The sequence below is a fragment of the Myxococcus sp. AB025B genome (genome assembly GCF_006518215.1).
Classification (GTDB): Bacteria; Myxococcota; Myxococcia; order Myxococcales; family Myxococcaceae; genus Myxococcus; species Myxococcus fulvus.
This window is the reverse complement of the sequence record NZ_SRLW01000002.1, coordinates 22,078-37,744: the sequence shown is the minus strand read 5'-3', so window position 1 is coordinate 37,744 and position 15,667 is coordinate 22,078. Positions and strand designations below refer to the sequence as shown.

Annotated in this window: 16 protein-coding genes; 7 read left to right on the top strand and 9 right to left on the bottom strand. The window is 71.0% G+C overall.

Annotated features, from left to right (window positions below):
* Positions 1–163: 163 nt before the first annotated feature.
* Positions 164–814, top strand: coding sequence for a recombination-associated protein RdgC (gene rdgC, locus FL311_RS00735; RefSeq protein WP_141322884.1), 651 nt, complete (start codon positions 164–166; stop codon positions 812–814).
* A complete protein-coding gene (locus FL311_RS00730; RefSeq protein ID WP_141322863.1) occupies positions 801–1,490 on the top strand; it encodes a hypothetical protein in 690 nt (229 codons plus the stop codon). The genes rdgC and FL311_RS00730 overlap by 14 nt, the downstream gene beginning before the upstream one ends.
* A 45-nt stretch (positions 1,491–1,535) precedes the next feature.
* On the opposite strand, the gene FL311_RS00725 is transcribed toward FL311_RS00730, so the two are convergent.
* From FL311_RS00725 to FL311_RS00715, 3 genes are all read right to left on the bottom strand, one after another.
* Positions 1,536–2,402: a hypothetical protein gene (locus tag FL311_RS00725; RefSeq protein WP_141322862.1), complete on the bottom strand. Its 867-nt coding sequence runs from the start codon at positions 2,400–2,402 to the stop codon at positions 1,536–1,538.
* A 57-nt stretch (positions 2,403–2,459) separates the two neighbouring features.
* The gene (locus FL311_RS00720; protein ID WP_141322861.1) at positions 2,460–2,993 is read right to left on the bottom strand and encodes a hypothetical protein; all 534 of its coding nucleotides are present in this window, start codon (positions 2,991–2,993) and stop codon (positions 2,460–2,462) included.
* Positions 2,994–3,128: 135 nt separating this feature from the next.
* Positions 3,129–3,569, bottom strand: coding sequence for a hypothetical protein (locus FL311_RS00715; protein WP_141322860.1), 441 nt, complete (start codon positions 3,567–3,569; stop codon positions 3,129–3,131).
* 130 nt (positions 3,570–3,699) lie between these two features.
* On the opposite strand from FL311_RS00715, the gene FL311_RS00710 reads away from it, so the two are divergent.
* Complete coding sequence (locus FL311_RS00710) at positions 3,700–4,740, top strand: cupin-like domain-containing protein (RefSeq protein WP_228556599.1); 1,041 nt, start codon at positions 3,700–3,702, stop codon at positions 4,738–4,740.
* A 15-nt stretch (positions 4,741–4,755) separates the two neighbouring features.
* Here FL311_RS00710 and FL311_RS00705 read toward each other — a convergent pair whose 3' ends face one another.
* Positions 4,756–4,923: a hypothetical protein gene (locus FL311_RS00705; protein WP_153882662.1), complete on the bottom strand. Its 168-nt coding sequence runs from the start codon at positions 4,921–4,923 to the stop codon at positions 4,756–4,758.
* Positions 4,924–5,040: 117 nt separating this feature from the next.
* Here FL311_RS00705 and FL311_RS00700 point away from each other — a divergent pair, with 117 nt between their 5' ends.
* Entirely contained in the window at positions 5,041–6,036 is a 996-nt protein-coding gene (locus FL311_RS00700; protein ID WP_228556598.1) for a cupin-like domain-containing protein, read from the top strand.
* Positions 6,033–6,767: a hypothetical protein gene (locus FL311_RS00695; protein ID WP_141322858.1), complete on the top strand. Its 735-nt coding sequence runs from the start codon at positions 6,033–6,035 to the stop codon at positions 6,765–6,767. The genes FL311_RS00700 and FL311_RS00695 overlap by 4 nt, the downstream gene beginning before the upstream one ends.
* On the opposite strand, the gene FL311_RS00690 is transcribed toward FL311_RS00695, so the two are convergent.
* From FL311_RS00690 to FL311_RS00680, 3 genes are all read right to left on the bottom strand, one after another.
* Positions 6,736–7,134, bottom strand: a complete 399-nt coding sequence (locus FL311_RS00690; RefSeq protein WP_141322857.1) for a hypothetical protein — start codon at positions 7,132–7,134, stop codon at positions 6,736–6,738. The genes FL311_RS00695 and FL311_RS00690 overlap by 32 nt on opposite strands.
* Positions 7,135–7,142: 8 nt before the next feature.
* The gene (locus FL311_RS00685; RefSeq protein WP_141322856.1) at positions 7,143–8,414 is read right to left on the bottom strand and encodes a hypothetical protein; all 1,272 of its coding nucleotides are present in this window, start codon (positions 8,412–8,414) and stop codon (positions 7,143–7,145) included.
* An 82-nt stretch (positions 8,415–8,496) separates the two neighbouring features.
* Positions 8,497–11,262 carry a hypothetical protein gene (locus FL311_RS00680; protein WP_141322855.1) on the bottom strand — a complete coding sequence of 922 codons (2,766 nt, stop codon included), beginning with the start codon at positions 11,260–11,262 and terminating at the stop codon, positions 8,497–8,499.
* Between the two features lie 182 nt (positions 11,263–11,444).
* On the opposite strand from FL311_RS00680, the gene FL311_RS00675 reads away from it, so the two are divergent.
* Positions 11,445–12,404, top strand: coding sequence for an FAD-dependent oxidoreductase (locus FL311_RS00675; protein ID WP_141322854.1), 960 nt, complete (start codon positions 11,445–11,447; stop codon positions 12,402–12,404).
* Here FL311_RS00675 and FL311_RS00670 read toward each other — a convergent pair.
* Both FL311_RS00670 and FL311_RS00665 read right to left on the bottom strand, forming a co-directional pair.
* Positions 12,383–13,267: a hypothetical protein gene (locus FL311_RS00670; protein WP_141322853.1), complete on the bottom strand. Its 885-nt coding sequence runs from the start codon at positions 13,265–13,267 to the stop codon at positions 12,383–12,385. The genes FL311_RS00675 and FL311_RS00670 overlap by 22 nt on opposite strands.
* A 102-nt stretch (positions 13,268–13,369) precedes the next feature.
* Positions 13,370–15,112 carry an amidohydrolase family protein gene (locus FL311_RS00665; RefSeq protein WP_141322852.1) on the bottom strand — a complete coding sequence of 581 codons (1,743 nt, stop codon included), beginning with the start codon at positions 15,110–15,112 and terminating at the stop codon, positions 13,370–13,372.
* 207 nt (positions 15,113–15,319) lie between these two features.
* On the opposite strand from FL311_RS00665, the gene FL311_RS00660 reads away from it, so the two are divergent.
* Entirely contained in the window at positions 15,320–15,637 is a 318-nt protein-coding gene (locus FL311_RS00660) for a hypothetical protein (RefSeq protein ID WP_223751062.1), read from the top strand.
* Positions 15,638–15,667: the final 30 nt, after the last annotated feature.

Sequence of the window (15,667 nt, the reverse complement as noted above, 5' to 3'; positions counted from 1 at the left end):
CCACGCGTTGGGGCTGTCACGCCCGGACAGGGGTGACAGCCCGCAGACGCGGGCTTCATCAGAAAATTCTAGAAAGCATGAGAATCCCGGAGAGGGTCCGTCCGAGGAGAGCACCAGGAGTGCCTTGACGAGGTCGCCCGCGCCCCCCATCCTGCCGCGCCCCATGCCAGTCCTACGTGGTGCCGTCACCTTCTCGCGCTTCCGGGTCGAACCGTCGAAGGAAGCGCCTTCCGACATCAAGCGTTCGCTCCCGCGGGGCCTCAAGGCAAACGCGTTCGAGCCCATCGACCGCCGCTCCGAGGATGACCGGGCCGCGGGCTTCGTGGAGCTGGAGAACGCGGACGCCGTCGACTTCTCCGTCGGGCGCGTCTTCTATGGCGAGTACGCGCTGTTCTCGTTCCGCATCGACTCGCTGAAGGTCCCCGCCGCCGCGATGAAGGCGGAGCTGGCGAAGTGGACCACCCAGTTCGAGGCGGAGAACGACCGCCCCGCGTCGCGCGCGGAGAAGACGCAGGCCAAGGCGCAGATCAAGCAGATGCTGCGCACGCGCACCACGCCGCGCACCAACGTGCTGGACGTGAGCTGGAACCAGAACACCCAGCAGCTGCAGATCTGGGCCGCGTCGCGCAAGGTGGTGGAGGAGATCCTCATCGCGCTGGAGAACGCGCTCGGGCTGAAGCTCGTCGCGCTGACGCCGGCGGCCATCGCGCAGGCGTCGGGCATCGACGAGGGGGCCCTGGGGCCGACCGCGGAGCTCATCGGGATGGACCTGCCGGCGGGTGCCGGGGCGGAGGTGGTGCATGGCGAGGCGTGAGCAGGCGCGGGCGGATGCCGCCTTCGCGCGTGGAGACATCGGCGTCGACGGCGCCTCCACGGAGGAGACGAAGGACGTCGCCGAGGTGGAGAAGGGGCAGGCGCGAGAGCAGCTCCTGCGGGGCCGCGCGTACCTGGGCCGCGAGCTCTTGACGTGGATGCTCTGGCGCTCGGAGTCGGGTGACGCGCTGGTGGAGCTGGAGGGCACGGGCGTCAACGTGCTCTTCATGGGCCGCATCATCCTGCGCGGCGTGGCGGGCGACGTCACGGAGCTGAGCGCGAAGGGCACGCTGGCGCCGTACTCGGAGCAGGTGAAGCACGCGCTGGACAAGGGCCTGCTGGTCGCCCAGGCGCGCATCCGCTTCACCCATGGCGAGAAGGAGTACGAGGCCACCATCGACTCGGAGTTCCTCGACATCCGCGCCGCGAAGCTGCCCGCGCTGATGAGCGAGGAGGAGGATGACCAGCTCAGCGAGCGGCTGTTCCTCACCGAGCAGCTCTCCGCGATGGTGGACGCGCTGGTGAACGACTTCCTCAAGGTCCGCGTCGGCAAGACGTGGAGCAAGCAGGTCGTCCCGGCGATGAAGGAGTGGATGCGCGGGGACGAGCAGGGCGCGGATGCGCTCTCCAAGGCCGCGCGTGCCCGGGGCCGAGAGGCCCGTGCCCCCCGGCACTGAGTCCGTCTGAAGTCGGCTTCGTGAGCTCGCCCCGGACAGGCGGGCTCACGGAGCGGGCGGCGCGAGCGCGCGGAAGCCCTCCGCCAGCGCCAGCCCGATGTTCCCCATCAAGTCCTGTCGCGCGTTGACGACGTACAGGTGCGGCGTGAGCGCCCACACCTCGCGGACGATGCGCCGGGGTGGGGGAGGAGGCTGGATGCTCAGCTCCGCTTGCAGCAGCGGCAGCACCTTGTCGGAGAGCCGCAGCGCGGTGTCCATGACGAAGACGCTGACGTGGGGGCGCAGGGCGCGGACGCGGCGGAAGAACGCGCCCACCTCGTCCGGTGCCAGGTGCTTGGGCGGCGAGGACTTCATCTCCAGGTAGACGAGGTGGCCCTCCGCGGTCGCCACGACGTCCAGGTCTCCGCCGACGTCGGGCGCGTGGAACTTCACGCCCGCGGCCACGTCGAAGCGCAGCCGCTCGCGCAGCTCGTGCGCGACGTACCACTCCAGCGTGCCGCCGAAGCTCATGGCGGGGTGGGTGAGGCGGTAGCGGCCGGCCTCCTCGCGCGTGGCGAGGTCCATGGACACCAGGTCCTCGGCGAAGGCGGTGGCGCGGTCCTCCTCGAGGTAGCGCGTGGCCTCCTGGGGCGTGAAGCTGCCGCGACGGAGGATGGCGCCGCGCAGGAAGAGTCGGAACGCGTAGTGGCCCAGGCGCTCCACCAGCCGCTCCGCGCGGCTCGGGTCCAGGTCGGCGGGGAAGGGCAGGTCGAGCGGCGCGACGGTGGCCTGGAAGCCTCGGCGCGCGAGCATGGCGAGCGGCTCGTTGCCAGGGGGAAGCAGCAGGCGCGACGTGGGCGTGGCGCTGGCCTCGTCCTGCTCCAGCTCACGGGCCGTGGGAAGCTCATCCTCGGAGGGCGGCTGCACCGTCATGACGCCACCCTAGCCCGTATCGGGGCTGCTGGTGACGCGCGACACGGCCAGCCGCCTCTACAGGCCGAGGACCGTCAGCGTGGACAGGCCATTGAGCGTCGTCAGCCCCTGGGGAGACAAACAGGCCGCGAGCTGGTCGAGGATGGGGATGGCGACGACGAGGTTGACGAGCTTGCCCGAATACCGCCCCGAGGTGACGGTGCCGACGGACGTGTACACCTGGAGGTTGCCCACCACGTTGGCCTCGACCCCCAGAATGGACAGGGTCGACACCTCCTGGTTGGACCAGGCCACCGTGGCGGTGCTCAGGCTCGGCGCGGCCGTGCAGGTGGCGTTCTTCAGCACGACGCTCTCCACGTAGACGGCCGAGGTGACGACGCCATCCGACACGGGGCAGCTCGTGTAGTCGATGCGCCCCTCGAAGAGGACGTCGCGCGGCGTCAACAACAACAGGCCTGGCGAATAGGTCGACTGCTCCACCCCCACGCACGTCACCAGTGGCCCTTCGTCGGCCAGCGCGGCGCGAGGCGCCAACACCCCCAGCCCCACAACGAGCGCGAGCCTCGCGACCTGTCGAATGGAAAGGAACATGAGCCAGCTCCGGGAAGGGCGCCTCGCGCCAGGGGATGGACGCGAGTGTCACGGAGCCCAGGGCCCGCCGGAATTGTCGGCGGGTCCACCCGACCTGTCAGGTGCGACACAGGACACGGACCGCGGCGCGGCGGCCTACTGCACGGGCACGGGGCAGTAGCGCAGGAACTCCGTCACCGGCGGCTGGCAGAGCTGGAGCAGGCGCGCGTCGTCGCCGAAGCTCTTGCCTCGCGCCTGGAGATAGCACGCGGCCGGGTCGTCCTCATCGGTGGCGAACTGGCAGAGCTGGAGCGCCTGGGCCTGCGTCAGCGAGCCCTGTTCCTGCACGCGCAGGAAGCACTTCGCGGGCGCGGAGGAGCGCGCGCCGCGACACAGCTGGGTGGCCGCGTAGTCGTCCGTCAGCCCGCCCTGGCTCGCGGCCGTGTAGCAGGCGACCTGGGGCGCCACCGCCTCCTCGTCATCATCGTCGTCCTGTGCCAGCCCGCTCGTGGGCGCGAGGGTGAGCAGCCACGCTGTCAGGCCACCCAGGCCAGCGAGCGTGCGGACGAAACGGAACCGGCAGTGGGCTGGTGTCATCGCGTGTCCTCTCGGCCCTCAATCTAGGGAGTGCGCGCGTCGTGCTGTCCCACCGTGCCTCCCGGCTGCTCCAGGACGGTGCGAGCGACGGGGCGCCACGCGCCACGCACGCAGACGCGGATTCGGTAGAGTGGCCCGCGCACGCGACAGCGATGGGGGCATGGTGGACGTCGCTTCATCCAGCCTGGATCCGGAGTGGCGAGCGTGGCTCGCCGAGAACGTCGTGCGAGGCGTGGCCCCGACGCGACTGGTGGACACGCTGGTGTCCGCGGGAGTGCCGCTGTCCGAGGCGCACGCTCACGTCGAGGCCGTCCAGCGGCATCCCGCCGTGTCGATGGGACGTGGCCATCTCACCCGACACGAAGACGTCCTCTCGCTCCTCGACACCCGCGTCGCGCTCCATCGTCAATCCGGTCGACACCGCCACCTGGCGCGTCACGCGGACCTCTCCATCCCGGCGCTGATGGAGCGCCACTACCTGGCCCACGAGCCCGTGCACCTCCAGGGCTTCATGCGCGACTGGCCCTTGATGGAGCACTGGCGCCCATCGTCCCTGGCCCGGCGCTACGGCCACGTGGACGTGGAGGTCATGGCTGGCCGGGAGGCGCGCGTGGACCACGACCTGGACCCGGACGCGTGCCGCGCGGTGATGCGCTTCGAGGAGTTCCTCCGTCGCCTGGAGGAGGGCGGACCGTCGAACGACCTCTACCTCACGGCGCGCAACTTCGCGCTGGAGCGCGAGGAGCTGCGCGGCCTGCTCGACGACGTGCGCTACCCGTCAGGCCTCCTGCGCGCCTCCGACCGGCCGGGCGCGGTGAAGCTCTGGGTGGGCCCCGCCGGCACGCTGACGCAGCTGCATCACGACCTGGGCACCGTCCTGTTCGGACAGGTGCATGGACGCAAGCGCTTCCGCCTCATCCCCTCGTTCCACACCCACCACGTCTACAGCCACCTGGAGGTGTGGAGCCAGGTCGACGCCGAGCACCCCGACCTCACGCGCTTCCCCCTGTATCGCGAGGCCGACGTGCTCGAGGTCGTGGTGGAGCCCGGTGACATGCTCCTGATTCCCGCGGGCTGGTGGCACTGGGTGCACGCGCTCGACGTCAGCGTGTCCGTCACCTTCCAGGAGTTCGACGTCCCGGGAGGCAACACGTGGTGGAGGCTCGGATGAGGCCCGCGGGCGTCGTCACTTCTTCAGCGGCGGCGTGGTCGGCGGCTCGGTGGGCGTCGTCCTCTCCACGGAGGGAACGGAATGCCCTCCCGGGTTGGGGACGATGCGCGGCGCCTGCCGCGTGGCCGGGTTGGGCGGAGGATTCGGAACGATTCTTGGAGCAGGTTCCTTGGACGTCGTCATGCCATCCCCAGTGCAACGTGGTTGCCTTCGTGGGTGGTATATCGCACCGCGCGAAACATGACTCGTGACGACAGCGAGACCCTGCCGGCGTCCCTGCGTTCCTGGCTCGCGGAAAACTTGACCGCGGGGGTGGGGCCCGCCCGGCTCGTCGAGGTGCTGCTCACGCTGGGGCTGTCCGAGCCCCGAGCCCACGAGGCCGTGCGCACCATCGCCGAGCACCCCGCGGTGCGTCACGGGCAGCGCTCCGCGCCCCTGCGCGACGAGCTGGAGGCCTTGTTGACGGCGCGCGCCGCGCTGCACGCCCAGCGCCACCCGGGGCCCACGCCCGCGGCGGTGGAGCGGTGCCACGGGCTTCCGGCCGAGGACTTCTTCGAGCGCTACTACGCGCGCAACCAGCCCGTCGTCATCGAGGGGCTCCTGGACGACTGGCCCGCACGGACGCGGTGGACGCCGGAGTGGTTGGAGGAGCGCTTCGGTGACGAGCCGGTCGAGGTGATGGCGGGCCGGGACGCGGAGGCGGACCCGGACTTCCACGCCGAGCGCCTGCGCCGCACGTGGCTCCTGCGAGAGCTGGTGACGCACGTGCGCGGGACGCGAGGCTCCGACGACGTGTACCTGGTGGCGCGCAACAGCCTGCTCCTGCGCCCCGCGTTCCGGCCGTTGCTCCAGGACCTGCGGCCTCCCGCGGGCTACATCCATCCGGACCTGAGCGCGCCGGACAGCGTGCACCTGTGGTTCGGTCCCGCGGGCACGGTGTCCAACCTCCACCACGACCACCTCAATGTCCTGTTCTGCCAGGTGCTGGGGCGCAAGCGCTTCTGGCTCTTGCCGCCCTGTGAGACGCCCCGGCTCTACAACGACCGGGGGCTCTACAGCGCGGTGGACATCCGCGCTCCGGACCTGACGCGCTACCCCGGCTTCGCGCGCGCCACACTGCATGCGTGTGTGGTGGGGCCGGGAGACACGCTGCTGATTCCGGTGGGCTGGTGGCACGCGGTGGAGGCGCTGGACGTGAGCATGTCGGTGACGTTCGTCAGCTTCGACAGACCCCAGCGCAACGTGGAGTGGCGCGACTACTGGATTGGCCCCAGGCCGGAGAGGGCTCCCCGATGACGGAGGCAGGCAAGCCGGACGTGCTCGCGCCGGAGTGGCGGCGCTGGGTGGTGGAGAACCTGCTGCGAGGCTCCGAGGTCGAGGACCTGGTGGCCGTGCTCGCGCGCGCCGGAGTCGACCCGGAGCTCGCGCGCGCCGCGGTGCACGCGGAGGCGGAGGACCCGTGCTTCCAGGGCGCCGCGCGGGCCGTGGCCATGCAGCGCAAGCTGGAGGGACTGCTCGACCTCTATGGCGACCTCCATCGGCAGTCGAAGGGACATGCGCGCATCGACCGACACGAGCACCTGTCGCCCGAGGACTTCTTCGAGCGCTACTACTTCCAGAACCTCCCCGTGGTGACGCGCTCATCCGTGGGACTGGTTGCCCCGGAGTCACCCTCGGTCGAGGTGCGGGACGCGCCGGGCGCCGTGCGCGCGTTGACGCCCGTGCGCCGCAGCACCTTGCTGGGTCAGGTCCAGGGTCGCGCATGTCTGGAGTTGGTCCCCGCGTACGCGTTGCACCGCGTGTCGGGCGCCGGGTCGGTGCCGGAAGGGGTGCCGCGTCTGGAGGTGGAGCTCCTGCCCGGTGAGCTGCTGCTCCTTCCCGTGGGCTGGTGGTTCACCCATCACTCCCCGGAGGGCGGTGCCGCCACGGTCCACGAGTCCTTCGCCGTGCCCGGGCCCGACGTGTCGTGGACTCCCCGGCCGGAGTCCCGTGAGCCTACGCCGGCTCCTCTCCGCCGCCCCGGTTGAGCAGCCGTCGCGCCATCGCCTTCAGGGCGGGGGAGCCGGGCTCGCGGTCGAGCCGCTCCAGCACGTCCTGGGCACGGTCGATGCGTCCCGCCTGCTCGAGGATCTTCAGCGCCTTGAGCTGGAGCAGCTCCTCCGGTGGCATCGAGTGCGTCGCCGGTGTCTGTCCCCGCATGGGCAGTCGGCCCTTCTGGTTCAGCAGCTCCACCAGCGCGCTCACGTCCTCGCCCTCCAGGGGCGCCGCCGCGAGGGGCTTCGCGGCGTCCTCCAGCTCCTCCAAGGCCTCCATCAGCTCTGCCCAGGCGAAGCCTCGCGGCGGGACGTCGCGCTCCGTCACCATCCGCCTGAGCTGCTCGCGTATCGTCGGCATGACAACTCCTAGCATGTCCACATGATGTCTATCTCTGGGACCTGCTCCGTCCCGACGGTGATGCCGAACGCGTTGCGCTCCAGGTCCACCTCCCAGAGTCTCCCCTGGGCTCGCAGCGTTCCCATGAGGAACGGCAGGGTGGGGTGCAGGTAGCGACGACGCAGCGAGGAGTCCTTCCCCAGTCGGACGGGCCTGCCGTCCGCGGGAGGCAGCGGCATGTCCAGCTCCACCGGCTCGCTGCGGAAGCAGGCGTCGTAGAGGTAGAGCCGGCCGGAGTCCTCCAGGAAGTTCAGGCAGTGGCCGTCATCCCAGCCCGCCATGAAGGCATAGCGGGACTCCACGCGGCCCAGCAGCTCCACCGGCTCGTCCGGCGCGAAGGGGTAGTGCGCGCAGTCCTGGAAGCGGCCGTGCAACCGCGTCAGCCGGCTGGGCTCGGGTTGGTTGATGCCCGGCGCCACCGCCACCATCGCCTCCCAGCGCACCTCGTCCGTGCGCGCGTCCTCGCGAGGCATCAGGTGCAGCGTGCGCCCCTCCAGCCTGACGCCCTGGATGTTGGCCAGCTGCTGGAACAGCTGATACCAGCCGCCGCACATGCCGCCACCGACCGCCAGCATGTGCCGCACCGTCCACGCCGGCACGCCGTAGCACAGCCCCGTCTCCGGGAGCCCCCGGAGCACGGCGTCGCAGATGTCCTTGCGTGACTCCAGCCCCGCGCACCAGCGCGAGGACCAGCGCACCAGCGGCGCGTAGGCCCCCGAGACGGGCGCCCCCGTCTCTCCGTGGCGCATCGGCGCGCCCGTGGTGAAGAGCTCGTGCTGGCTGTCCCCGAGGAAGAGGGTGCGCGGGCTGCCGTCCGCGTCCGTCCACTCCGCCACCCATTGGAGCTCCAGCGCGTGGGTCCCGATGTGGTTGGGCAGCGGCCGGTTGAAGGGCACCGGCTCCGCGAGCGTGCTCCAGCCCGCCGTGCGCTCCAGGCTCACCGGATGGGGACCGAGCCAGCGGATGCGCGTGCCCGGACTGCCCGGCGTGGAGAGGGCGGGGCCGAAGGCGCTCAGCTCGAAGGAGGAGGGGACGAAGTGGTTGGCGAGCAGGGACACCCGGACGGAGGGGCGCGCGCCTCGCACGTACGCGACGGGCTCGGCGCGATGGTCGCGAATCCACTCCGGCAGCTCGCCCAAGCGGGTGTCCGTGACGGGATTCCAGAGTGGAATCGTGCCGCTGTCCGCGTCACCTCGGTCGAAGTGCAGGCTGTAGATGGCCAGCGGTTCCGCGTGGTGCATGTCCACCTCCCCCTCGCGCGTGCCCCCGGGCACGGCTCTGCTTCACCAGCACCCGCGGCCTCCCCGAAGGCCGTGGGTGGCGCTACTCGTACAGCAAGACCTGGCTCACCCAGGGCGCGCCCTTGACCTCGCGCAGCCAGCGCAGCCGCTCCGCGCGCAGGGCCACCGCGGGCGTGGCGCCGCCGTGGATGCGCTCGCGCACGCCCTGGAAGAAGCGCCCCGCGGAGTCCGGGATGTCCACCGTCGCCGCGAACACCGCGCGCGCTCCGGCGCCCACGAAGGCCTGGGGCAGCGACGACGTCTGATGCAGCAAGGGTGGCAGTCGCGCCGCGCTGCACGCGCCCAGCAGCACCACCGGCGAGCCCTCCAGCTTCACCTGCCGCAGCGCCTCCGAGGTGAGCGCGTAGCGGCCGTCGTACTCGGGGGCCAGCGCGATGACTGGTGCCTCGGACAGGCTGCGGTCCACCACGCCGTGCGCGTGGAACTCGATGTCGGTGGCGCGCGCCATGGCCTCCAGCACGCGCGAAGGCGTGGCCTGCGCGCCCGACAGCTCCATCGACTGACCGACGGGGGCGGGCGTCGACTCCCACGAGGACAGGCGTGCGAGTCCCAGCCCCGCGGGGGTCTCCACGTTGGCCACCACCACGTGCAGCGGAGCCGCGGGCTTCCTGTCGGGCGCGGTGGCGGTCCGCGTCGCCACGCGGTAGCTCCACGCCATCTCGGGCGGCAGCAACCCGGCGCGGCTGTCGAGCGGCGGCGCGGCGAGCACGTCCACCTGGGGACAGGGTCTCAGCAGGGCCAGGAGCGACTCCGGCACCAGCCCCGAAAGGTCCTCGCCCAGCGGCTCCTTGCGCGAGGCATCCAGGTGTCCCAGCACCTGACCCCGGGGCCCCAGCGCCACCGCCACCGTGCGCTCGGCCTCCATCGCGGCGATGAGCGCGCACTGCTGGGGCCGTGTCACGCCGAGCTGCCTGGCCACCACGTCCGGCACCTCCTTGAAGGCCCCGGCCTCGCCCGCGGTGACGGCCATCGTCTGATAGGCCACCGCCGCCGCGTCGCGCGCGTCCGCATCGGTGGAGAGGTACGGCTCCGCGTCGCGGATGACGGCGGAGAGCTTCTGGTTGCCGACGCTCCGGTTCAGGAGCAGCTCGAAGCGCGCTTCCACGAGCCGGGCCAGCATCCTTCGCCCGGGCGTCTCGCGGGCCGCGAGGGCCCGGGCCAGCTCCGCGCGAATCTGCTGTTCGTCCTGGGGCTTGCGGTCCAGCCGCATCAGGTCCGTGAGCGTCCACGCGCCGACGAGCCCGACGGTGGGTCCACACTCCTGCGCGCGCACCAGGGCTCGGCGCGCCTCCTGGGGCCGCAGCCGCATCAACTCCAGGGCCGCCACGTTGCGGTGGACGTAGTTCTTCACGTCACAGGTGTCGGGCGCCCGGGCCAGGTACTCGGCGAGGTAGGCGCGAGCGGCGGCCACGCGGAACTGGAAGCGCGCGGCCTGCGAGAGCGCACGCAGCGCGGCGGACTCCAGCTCCCACTCACCCATGGACTGCGCCTCGCGCCAGCTCGCGCGCGCCGTCTCGTCGGCCTCCAGCAGGCGATTGGCGGACGTGGCCCGGTGGCTCACCTTGCGCAACAGGTCCGCGCAGCGCGGGCGCAGCCGCTTCTCCCGGCACAAGGTCAGCGCGGCCTTGAGCCGCTGGTCCGCCTGCCACGCCTCGCCAGCCAGTCCCTCCTGCATCGCGAGCGCGTCCTGGACGAGCAGCTCCACCCAGGGGTCATTCCACTTCCGGGCCAGCGACTCCCATTCGTCGGGAGGGCTCGGCGCGTCGGGGGAGCGCAGCTTCGCGCCGAGCAGCAGATCTGCCTCCCCCGAGGCGCGCAGCCGCGTGAGGAGGTCCGCGGAGGCGGCGGCACGCGTCTCGAGGAGCCTGGCGTACTCAGCGGCCAGCGGCGCGCGACGGGTGAAGTCCCGCGCGGCGGTGGCGCGCGTGTACTCGGCCAGCGCCGTGCCGCCGTGGATGCCGTCGAGCAGCTCGGCCAGGGGCAGCAGCGCCGTCACCCGCGCGGAGGAAGGGGCGGTGCGGACGGCGTCATAGAACAGCCCGCGCGCGATGCCGGGGTGCTGGCGAGCCTCCTCCAGCGGCACGGGCGCGCGTGCGTCCGTGCTCAGCCGCGTCATGGCCGCGTGGGTGCGCTTCCAGGACTCCATCCGCTGCGTCACGGAGCGCCGCAGCGCGGCCGCCTGCTCGCGGGCCTCCTTGCTCCAGCCCGCCTCGCCCAGCGCGGCCACCTCGTCGAAGACCGAGGCCGACACCAGGTGCAGCCCCATCTCCCGCAGGACGAGCGCCCGGTTCCACAGGGCCTGGGGATGGCGCCCGGACGCCTCCAGGAGCGTGTCGAGTCGCTCCAGCGCGTCGTCATGCCGCCCGAGCAGGAGCAGCGCCACAGCCTGGTCATTGTCCCGGTTCAGGGACGGCTGCGCGTGCTGCAGGTGTGCGAGCCCCTGCTGCGGGTCGCCATGCACCAGATAGGACGCGGCGATGCCGGCGCGGTCTCCCTTCTCCTCCAGCCGCGCCAGCTCTCGCAGCGGCACGGCGACCGAGGCGCGCTCCTCGCGGGGACGCGAGTAGGGACGGTGCACATCCGCGGCGGGGACGGAGAGGCGCGCTTCCAGCGGCCGCGTGCGCGCGTCCGTCAGCCAGAGCAATTCCTGGCGGCGGTGGGCCAGCGGCCCCGAGCGGGCGATGAGGATGGCCGGGAACACGAGCAGCGGGATGAGGTGCCACGCACGCAGGCGAGGGGCGCGTCGCCCTCGAGTGGACTTCCCTGGTGCATCCAGCTCGGCGGCCATCCGCTGGACCCTCCCCGTCACTTCGCGTCCCGGGGCGCGAAGCCAGCACTGCGTTCGTGTGTCTTAAGCCAAAGACGCGGATGTCGACAAACCGTGGAAAATTGAGGCGCGAATCGCACACCGCCTCGCGGATGACGCTGCGGGTCAACCCTGACGTTCCGCACGCGGTAGGCTGCGGTCCCATGTTCATCGTCGTCCTGGGTGGTGGTGTGTCAGGTCTGACCTGCGGCATCCGCTTGCTGGAGGCGGGGCACACCGTCGAGGTGTGGGCGCGGGAGGTGTCACCGCACACGACGTCGGATGTCGCGGCGGCCGTCTGGTATCCCTACCGCGCCTGGCCGCAGGAGCGCGTCAACGCCTGGGCCAGGAGGACATACACCGTGCTGGCCTCGCTTGCGCACGAGCACCCCGAGGCGGGCATCCTGCAAGTCTCCGGCGTCGAGCTGTTCCGTCGCCACGTGGAGGACCCGTGGTGGCGCGACAGCGTGCCCGACTTCCGCCGCGCGAGGCCCGAGGAACTCCCACCTGGATTGTTGGAGGGTTATCACTTCACCGCGCCGGTCATCGAGATGCCGCGCTACCTGCCGTTCCTGATGTCACGGCTGCGCGCGCTGGGCGGAAGGATTGTCCAGCGCGAGGTGCGCTCGCTCGACGAGGCCTGGGCGCGCGCGTCGCTGGTGGTCAACTGCACGGGGTTGGGGGCGCGCGAGGTGGTGGGGGACTCGACGCTCTATCCGGTGCGTGGCGAGGTGCTGCGGGTGTCACCGCCGCCCACGGACCGCTTCCTCTTCGACGACGAGCACGAGGACGGCATCGCCTACGTGATTCCGCGCTCGGGCGACTGCATCCTCGGCGGCACGGTGGAGGAGGGGAACGGCTCACTCACTCCGGACTCGGCCGCGGCGCGCGGCATCCTGGCTCGCAACGCGCCGCTGTTGCCGCCGGGCGCGGTGTTCGACGTGGTGGAGCACAAGGTGGGGCTGCGCCCCGGACGACCCACCGTGAGGCTGGAGGCGGAGGTCATCGCGGGGCGCTGGGTGGTGCATGACTACGGACACGGAGGCGCGGGTGTCACGCTTTCGTGGGGTTGCGCGGAGGAGGTGGTGGCGTTGGTCGCCGCTCACCAGACGCAGCTGACGTAGCCCGTCTTGCCGTTGGTGACCTTGAGGTCCGTCCAGCCGGTGGCGTCGTTCTTGGTGAGCGTCACGCCGTCCTCGTAGCCACCGGTGAAGTCACCGAAGACGCCGCGCAGCAGGCCCACGGTGGAGGCGCCGTTGCACATCTGCACGGTGGCGTTGCCCTCCCACGAGCCATCGGCCACGCCGCCGCCGGGGAAGTCCACGCAGTGCGCGGTGCCGCCCATGTTGGCCGGCTCGCTCGCGTCGTCGGACGACCAGCCCTTGAGCACCCACGCGTCGTAGGACGCGCCGCCATTGGGCGGGAAGATGGTCTGCTTGCTGACGAGCAGACCCGGCTTGGAGTCACCCTGGTAGTGGAACGTCATGCCGGCGCGAGACCAGATGCTGGTGATGAAGCAGCGGCGATTCGTGTTCACCGGCACGTAGGGGAAGGCACAGCTGAAGGACGTGCACTCCGACCAGCTCATGGACACGCGGTTGGCGGTGTTGGCGATACAGGTCGCCTCGCCCACCACTCCCGTGCCGATGCCGTCGCGCGTCTTGAGCTTCCAGCGGCCGCCCTCCTCGTAGACGCCGACGCTGGAGATGGGGTTGTAGGGATAGGCGGACTGGCCCTTGAGGTTGCCGCGCACGCCCGTGAGGAAGCACGTCTGGGTGTTGGAGGGGCCCAGGTCCAGGTCGGGGCCGCTGTTGCCCGGCGTGCCCCAGCCCCAGCGCCCGGTGACGACGAGGCCCTGCTTCGCCTCGCCCAGCTCCTCCGCCACCGGGGTGTTCTCCGGCGTCTGCGCCACCTCCATGCCCTCGCCGCAGGCCACGGCGAGCAGGGTGAGCGGCAGGGTCCACAGCAGGTTCGTTCCACGCGTCATGATTCAGGGCCTTTCCAGTCGAGTGCTTCGCCGGGTGTTCATTCCCGGTGTCGCTCGCTGGAACGGACCTTCGCGCGGATATTCCCGCGGCATTTTCCGCCGTCAGGCGTTGGCGCGCAGCACGCCGCCGAAGCCCCGCTCGCGGCCGAGCGCTGGAGACACCGCGCCGTCACTCACCGCCTCGCGTCCGGAGATGAGCACGCTCTTCACCGCGGCGTCGTTGCGGCGCACCAGGCGCACGAAGCCGCCGAAGTTCTCCATGGGCGCCTCTGCGATGGCGTCGAGCTTCGCGTCCAGGCCCTCGGGATTGACGATGACCAGGTCCGCGCGCTTGCCCTCGGCGAGCACGCCCGCGTCCATGCCCAGCCACTCGCCAATCTCACCCGTGAGCCGGTGCACCGCGCGCTCCACCGTCATGAATGACTCGCCGCGCTTGTCGGCCTCGCGCACCAGGCGCAAGAGGCGCAGCGGGAAGTTGTAGTGCGCCATGTTGCGCAGGTGCGCGCCCGCGTCCGAGAAGCCGATGAGGATGTCCGGGTGCTTGCAGATGTACTCCAGCTCCTGGAGCCGATCATTCGCCATCACCGTGTACCAGCGCAGCGCGTCCCCGTGCGTGGCGATGAGGTCCAGGAACACGTCCACCGCGTCGCGGTCCTGCTCCTTCGCCACCTGCGCGAAGGACTTGCCCACCACGCTTTTGTCCGGGCACTCGAGGATCTGCGATTGATTGAAGTCACGGTGGAAGGCGCGCGGCAGGAAGCGGTTGGTCCACTGGCTCCTGAACTGAGCGCGGTAGACGGGGTCCTTGAGCAGGCCCGCGCGCGAGGCGGCGTCCTGCAGGTGCAGCGCCGCGGCGCCCGCGCCGAACTCCTCGAAGACGACCAGGTCGATGCCGTCCGCCCACAGGTCGAAGAGCTCGGGCAGGGCCTGCCAGCGGAAGTTGGCGCCCAGCAGCGTGTTGGCCGCGCGCGAGAGCACGCCGATGAGGCGGTGGATGCCTCGGCTGGCGCGCGGGTCCATCATGGAGATGACCGTGGTCTTCAGCGTCTTGCGCCACAGGCCCATGCTCTCCAGCAGGAACAGCACCACGTTCACCTTGGTGCTGATGTTGGGCACGCCCTGGAAGACGCGGCCGCGCTCGCGCAAGAGCTTCGTGAGCCGACGGTACTCGCTCCAGCGCGCGTAGGTGGAGGGCAGGGGGCGGCTGCGGATGTCTCGCGAGCCGCCCATCTTGTCCCACTTGAGCGTCATGATGGACAGGCCCAGGTAGCCCAGGTCCAGGCCGTCGCGCACGAGCGACTCCATGCGGCGCAGCTCGTCCTCGCTGGGGCGCACGGTGGCATCCAGGCTGCGGTGCAGTCCCATGGCGTGGGCGCGCAGCGCGGAGTGTCCCAGGAACGACGCGACGTGGGGACCCAGCGGGAGCTGGTCCAGGTGCTCCATGTAGCCGCCCAGCGTGTCCCAGGACTTGCGCTCCTCGAGCAGCGAGCGGACGGTGTCGTAGGGGATGGCCTCGACGCGGCAGAACATGTCCGCCAGGTCCTCGGGCTTGCCCACCGCGAGGCTCAGCGAGCAGCTGCCCACGACGACGGTGGTGACGCCGTGGCGGACGGATTCGGAGAGGGACGGGGCCAGCTCGACTTCGGCGTCGTAGTGGGTGTGGAAGTCGATGAAGCCGGGCGTCACCCAGTGCCCGGTGGCGTCGATGACCCGGGTACCTGGAGCGCGCTCGATGGGGCCCTCGGAGAGGCGCGCCACCTTGCCTGCCTGGATGCCCACGTGGAGCTTGCGGGGTGGGTTGCCCAGACCATCGAACACGAGTCCGTTCTCGACGATGAGGTCCATGGCGGGAGCCTAGGTCCGCTGTTCTGTCGAGTTCCAGGAAGAAGCCGTGTCGGGGATGTATGTGCTTGCTCGCGGGCGCACTGCGTCATGGCGACGGATTGCCCCTGGGACGAGGGGGAGGGGGCTCGGCTGAGTGCCCGCTGTCAGGGGTGGGGGTGCCTAGCTTGGTCGGCGGAAGAAACGAACGCGACGAGCACGGGAGGCGAGATGGCACGGACACGATGGAAGTGGCTCACGCTGCTGGGCTTGGGGACGTCCCTGGTGGCCTTCGCGGGATGCGAGGACGGGGAGGTGCGCGAGAACTCGCGGCAGGTGGGGCGTGAGGTGGGCAAGGCCGCGAAGGACGTGCGCGAGGGCACTCGCGAGGCGGCGAAGGACATGAAGACGGCCGCCGAGGAGGCCTCGCAGGGCTTCAAGGAAGGCATGGGCGGCGCGGGTGAGGCCGGTGAGGTGGAAGAGACTCCGGACGCGCGGGAACGTTCGCTGGAAGACCACGAGCTGCCCGCCGAAACGCCTGCTCGCTGACGTTGCGGGAGGCTCGGTGGCGTCATGGCT

Bases quoted from the DNA above. Each gene is read 5' to 3' on its own strand.
- rdgC (WP_141322884.1), top strand. From the start codon at position 164: ATGCCAGTCCTACGTGGTGCCGTCACCTTCTCGCGCTTCCGGGTCGAA.
- FL311_RS00730 (WP_141322863.1), top strand. From the start codon at position 801: ATGGCGAGGCGTGAGCAGGCGCGGGCGGATGCCGCCTTCGCGCGTGGA.
- FL311_RS00725 (WP_141322862.1), bottom strand. From the start codon at position 2,402: ATGACGGTGCAGCCGCCCTCCGAGGATGAGCTTCCCACGGCCCGTGAG.
- FL311_RS00720 (WP_141322861.1), bottom strand. From the start codon at position 2,993: ATGTTCCTTTCCATTCGACAGGTCGCGAGGCTCGCGCTCGTTGTGGGG.
- FL311_RS00715 (WP_141322860.1), bottom strand. From the start codon at position 3,569: ATGACACCAGCCCACTGCCGGTTCCGTTTCGTCCGCACGCTCGCTGGC.
- FL311_RS00705 (WP_153882662.1), bottom strand. From the start codon at position 4,923: ATGACGACGTCCAAGGAACCTGCTCCAAGAATCGTTCCGAATCCTCCG.
- FL311_RS00695 (WP_141322858.1), top strand. From the start codon at position 6,033: ATGACGGAGGCAGGCAAGCCGGACGTGCTCGCGCCGGAGTGGCGGCGC.
- FL311_RS00690 (WP_141322857.1), bottom strand. From the start codon at position 7,134: ATGCCGACGATACGCGAGCAGCTCAGGCGGATGGTGACGGAGCGCGAC.
- FL311_RS00685 (WP_141322856.1), bottom strand. From the start codon at position 8,414: ATGCACCACGCGGAACCGCTGGCCATCTACAGCCTGCACTTCGACCGA.
- FL311_RS00680 (WP_141322855.1), bottom strand. From the start codon at position 11,262: ATGGCCGCCGAGCTGGATGCACCAGGGAAGTCCACTCGAGGGCGACGC.
- FL311_RS00675 (WP_141322854.1), top strand. From the start codon at position 11,445: ATGTTCATCGTCGTCCTGGGTGGTGGTGTGTCAGGTCTGACCTGCGGC.
- FL311_RS00670 (WP_141322853.1), bottom strand. From the start codon at position 13,267: ATGACGCGTGGAACGAACCTGCTGTGGACCCTGCCGCTCACCCTGCTC.
- FL311_RS00665 (WP_141322852.1), bottom strand. From the start codon at position 15,112: ATGGACCTCATCGTCGAGAACGGACTCGTGTTCGATGGTCTGGGCAAC.
- FL311_RS00660 (WP_223751062.1), top strand. From the start codon at position 15,320: ATGGCACGGACACGATGGAAGTGGCTCACGCTGCTGGGCTTGGGGACG.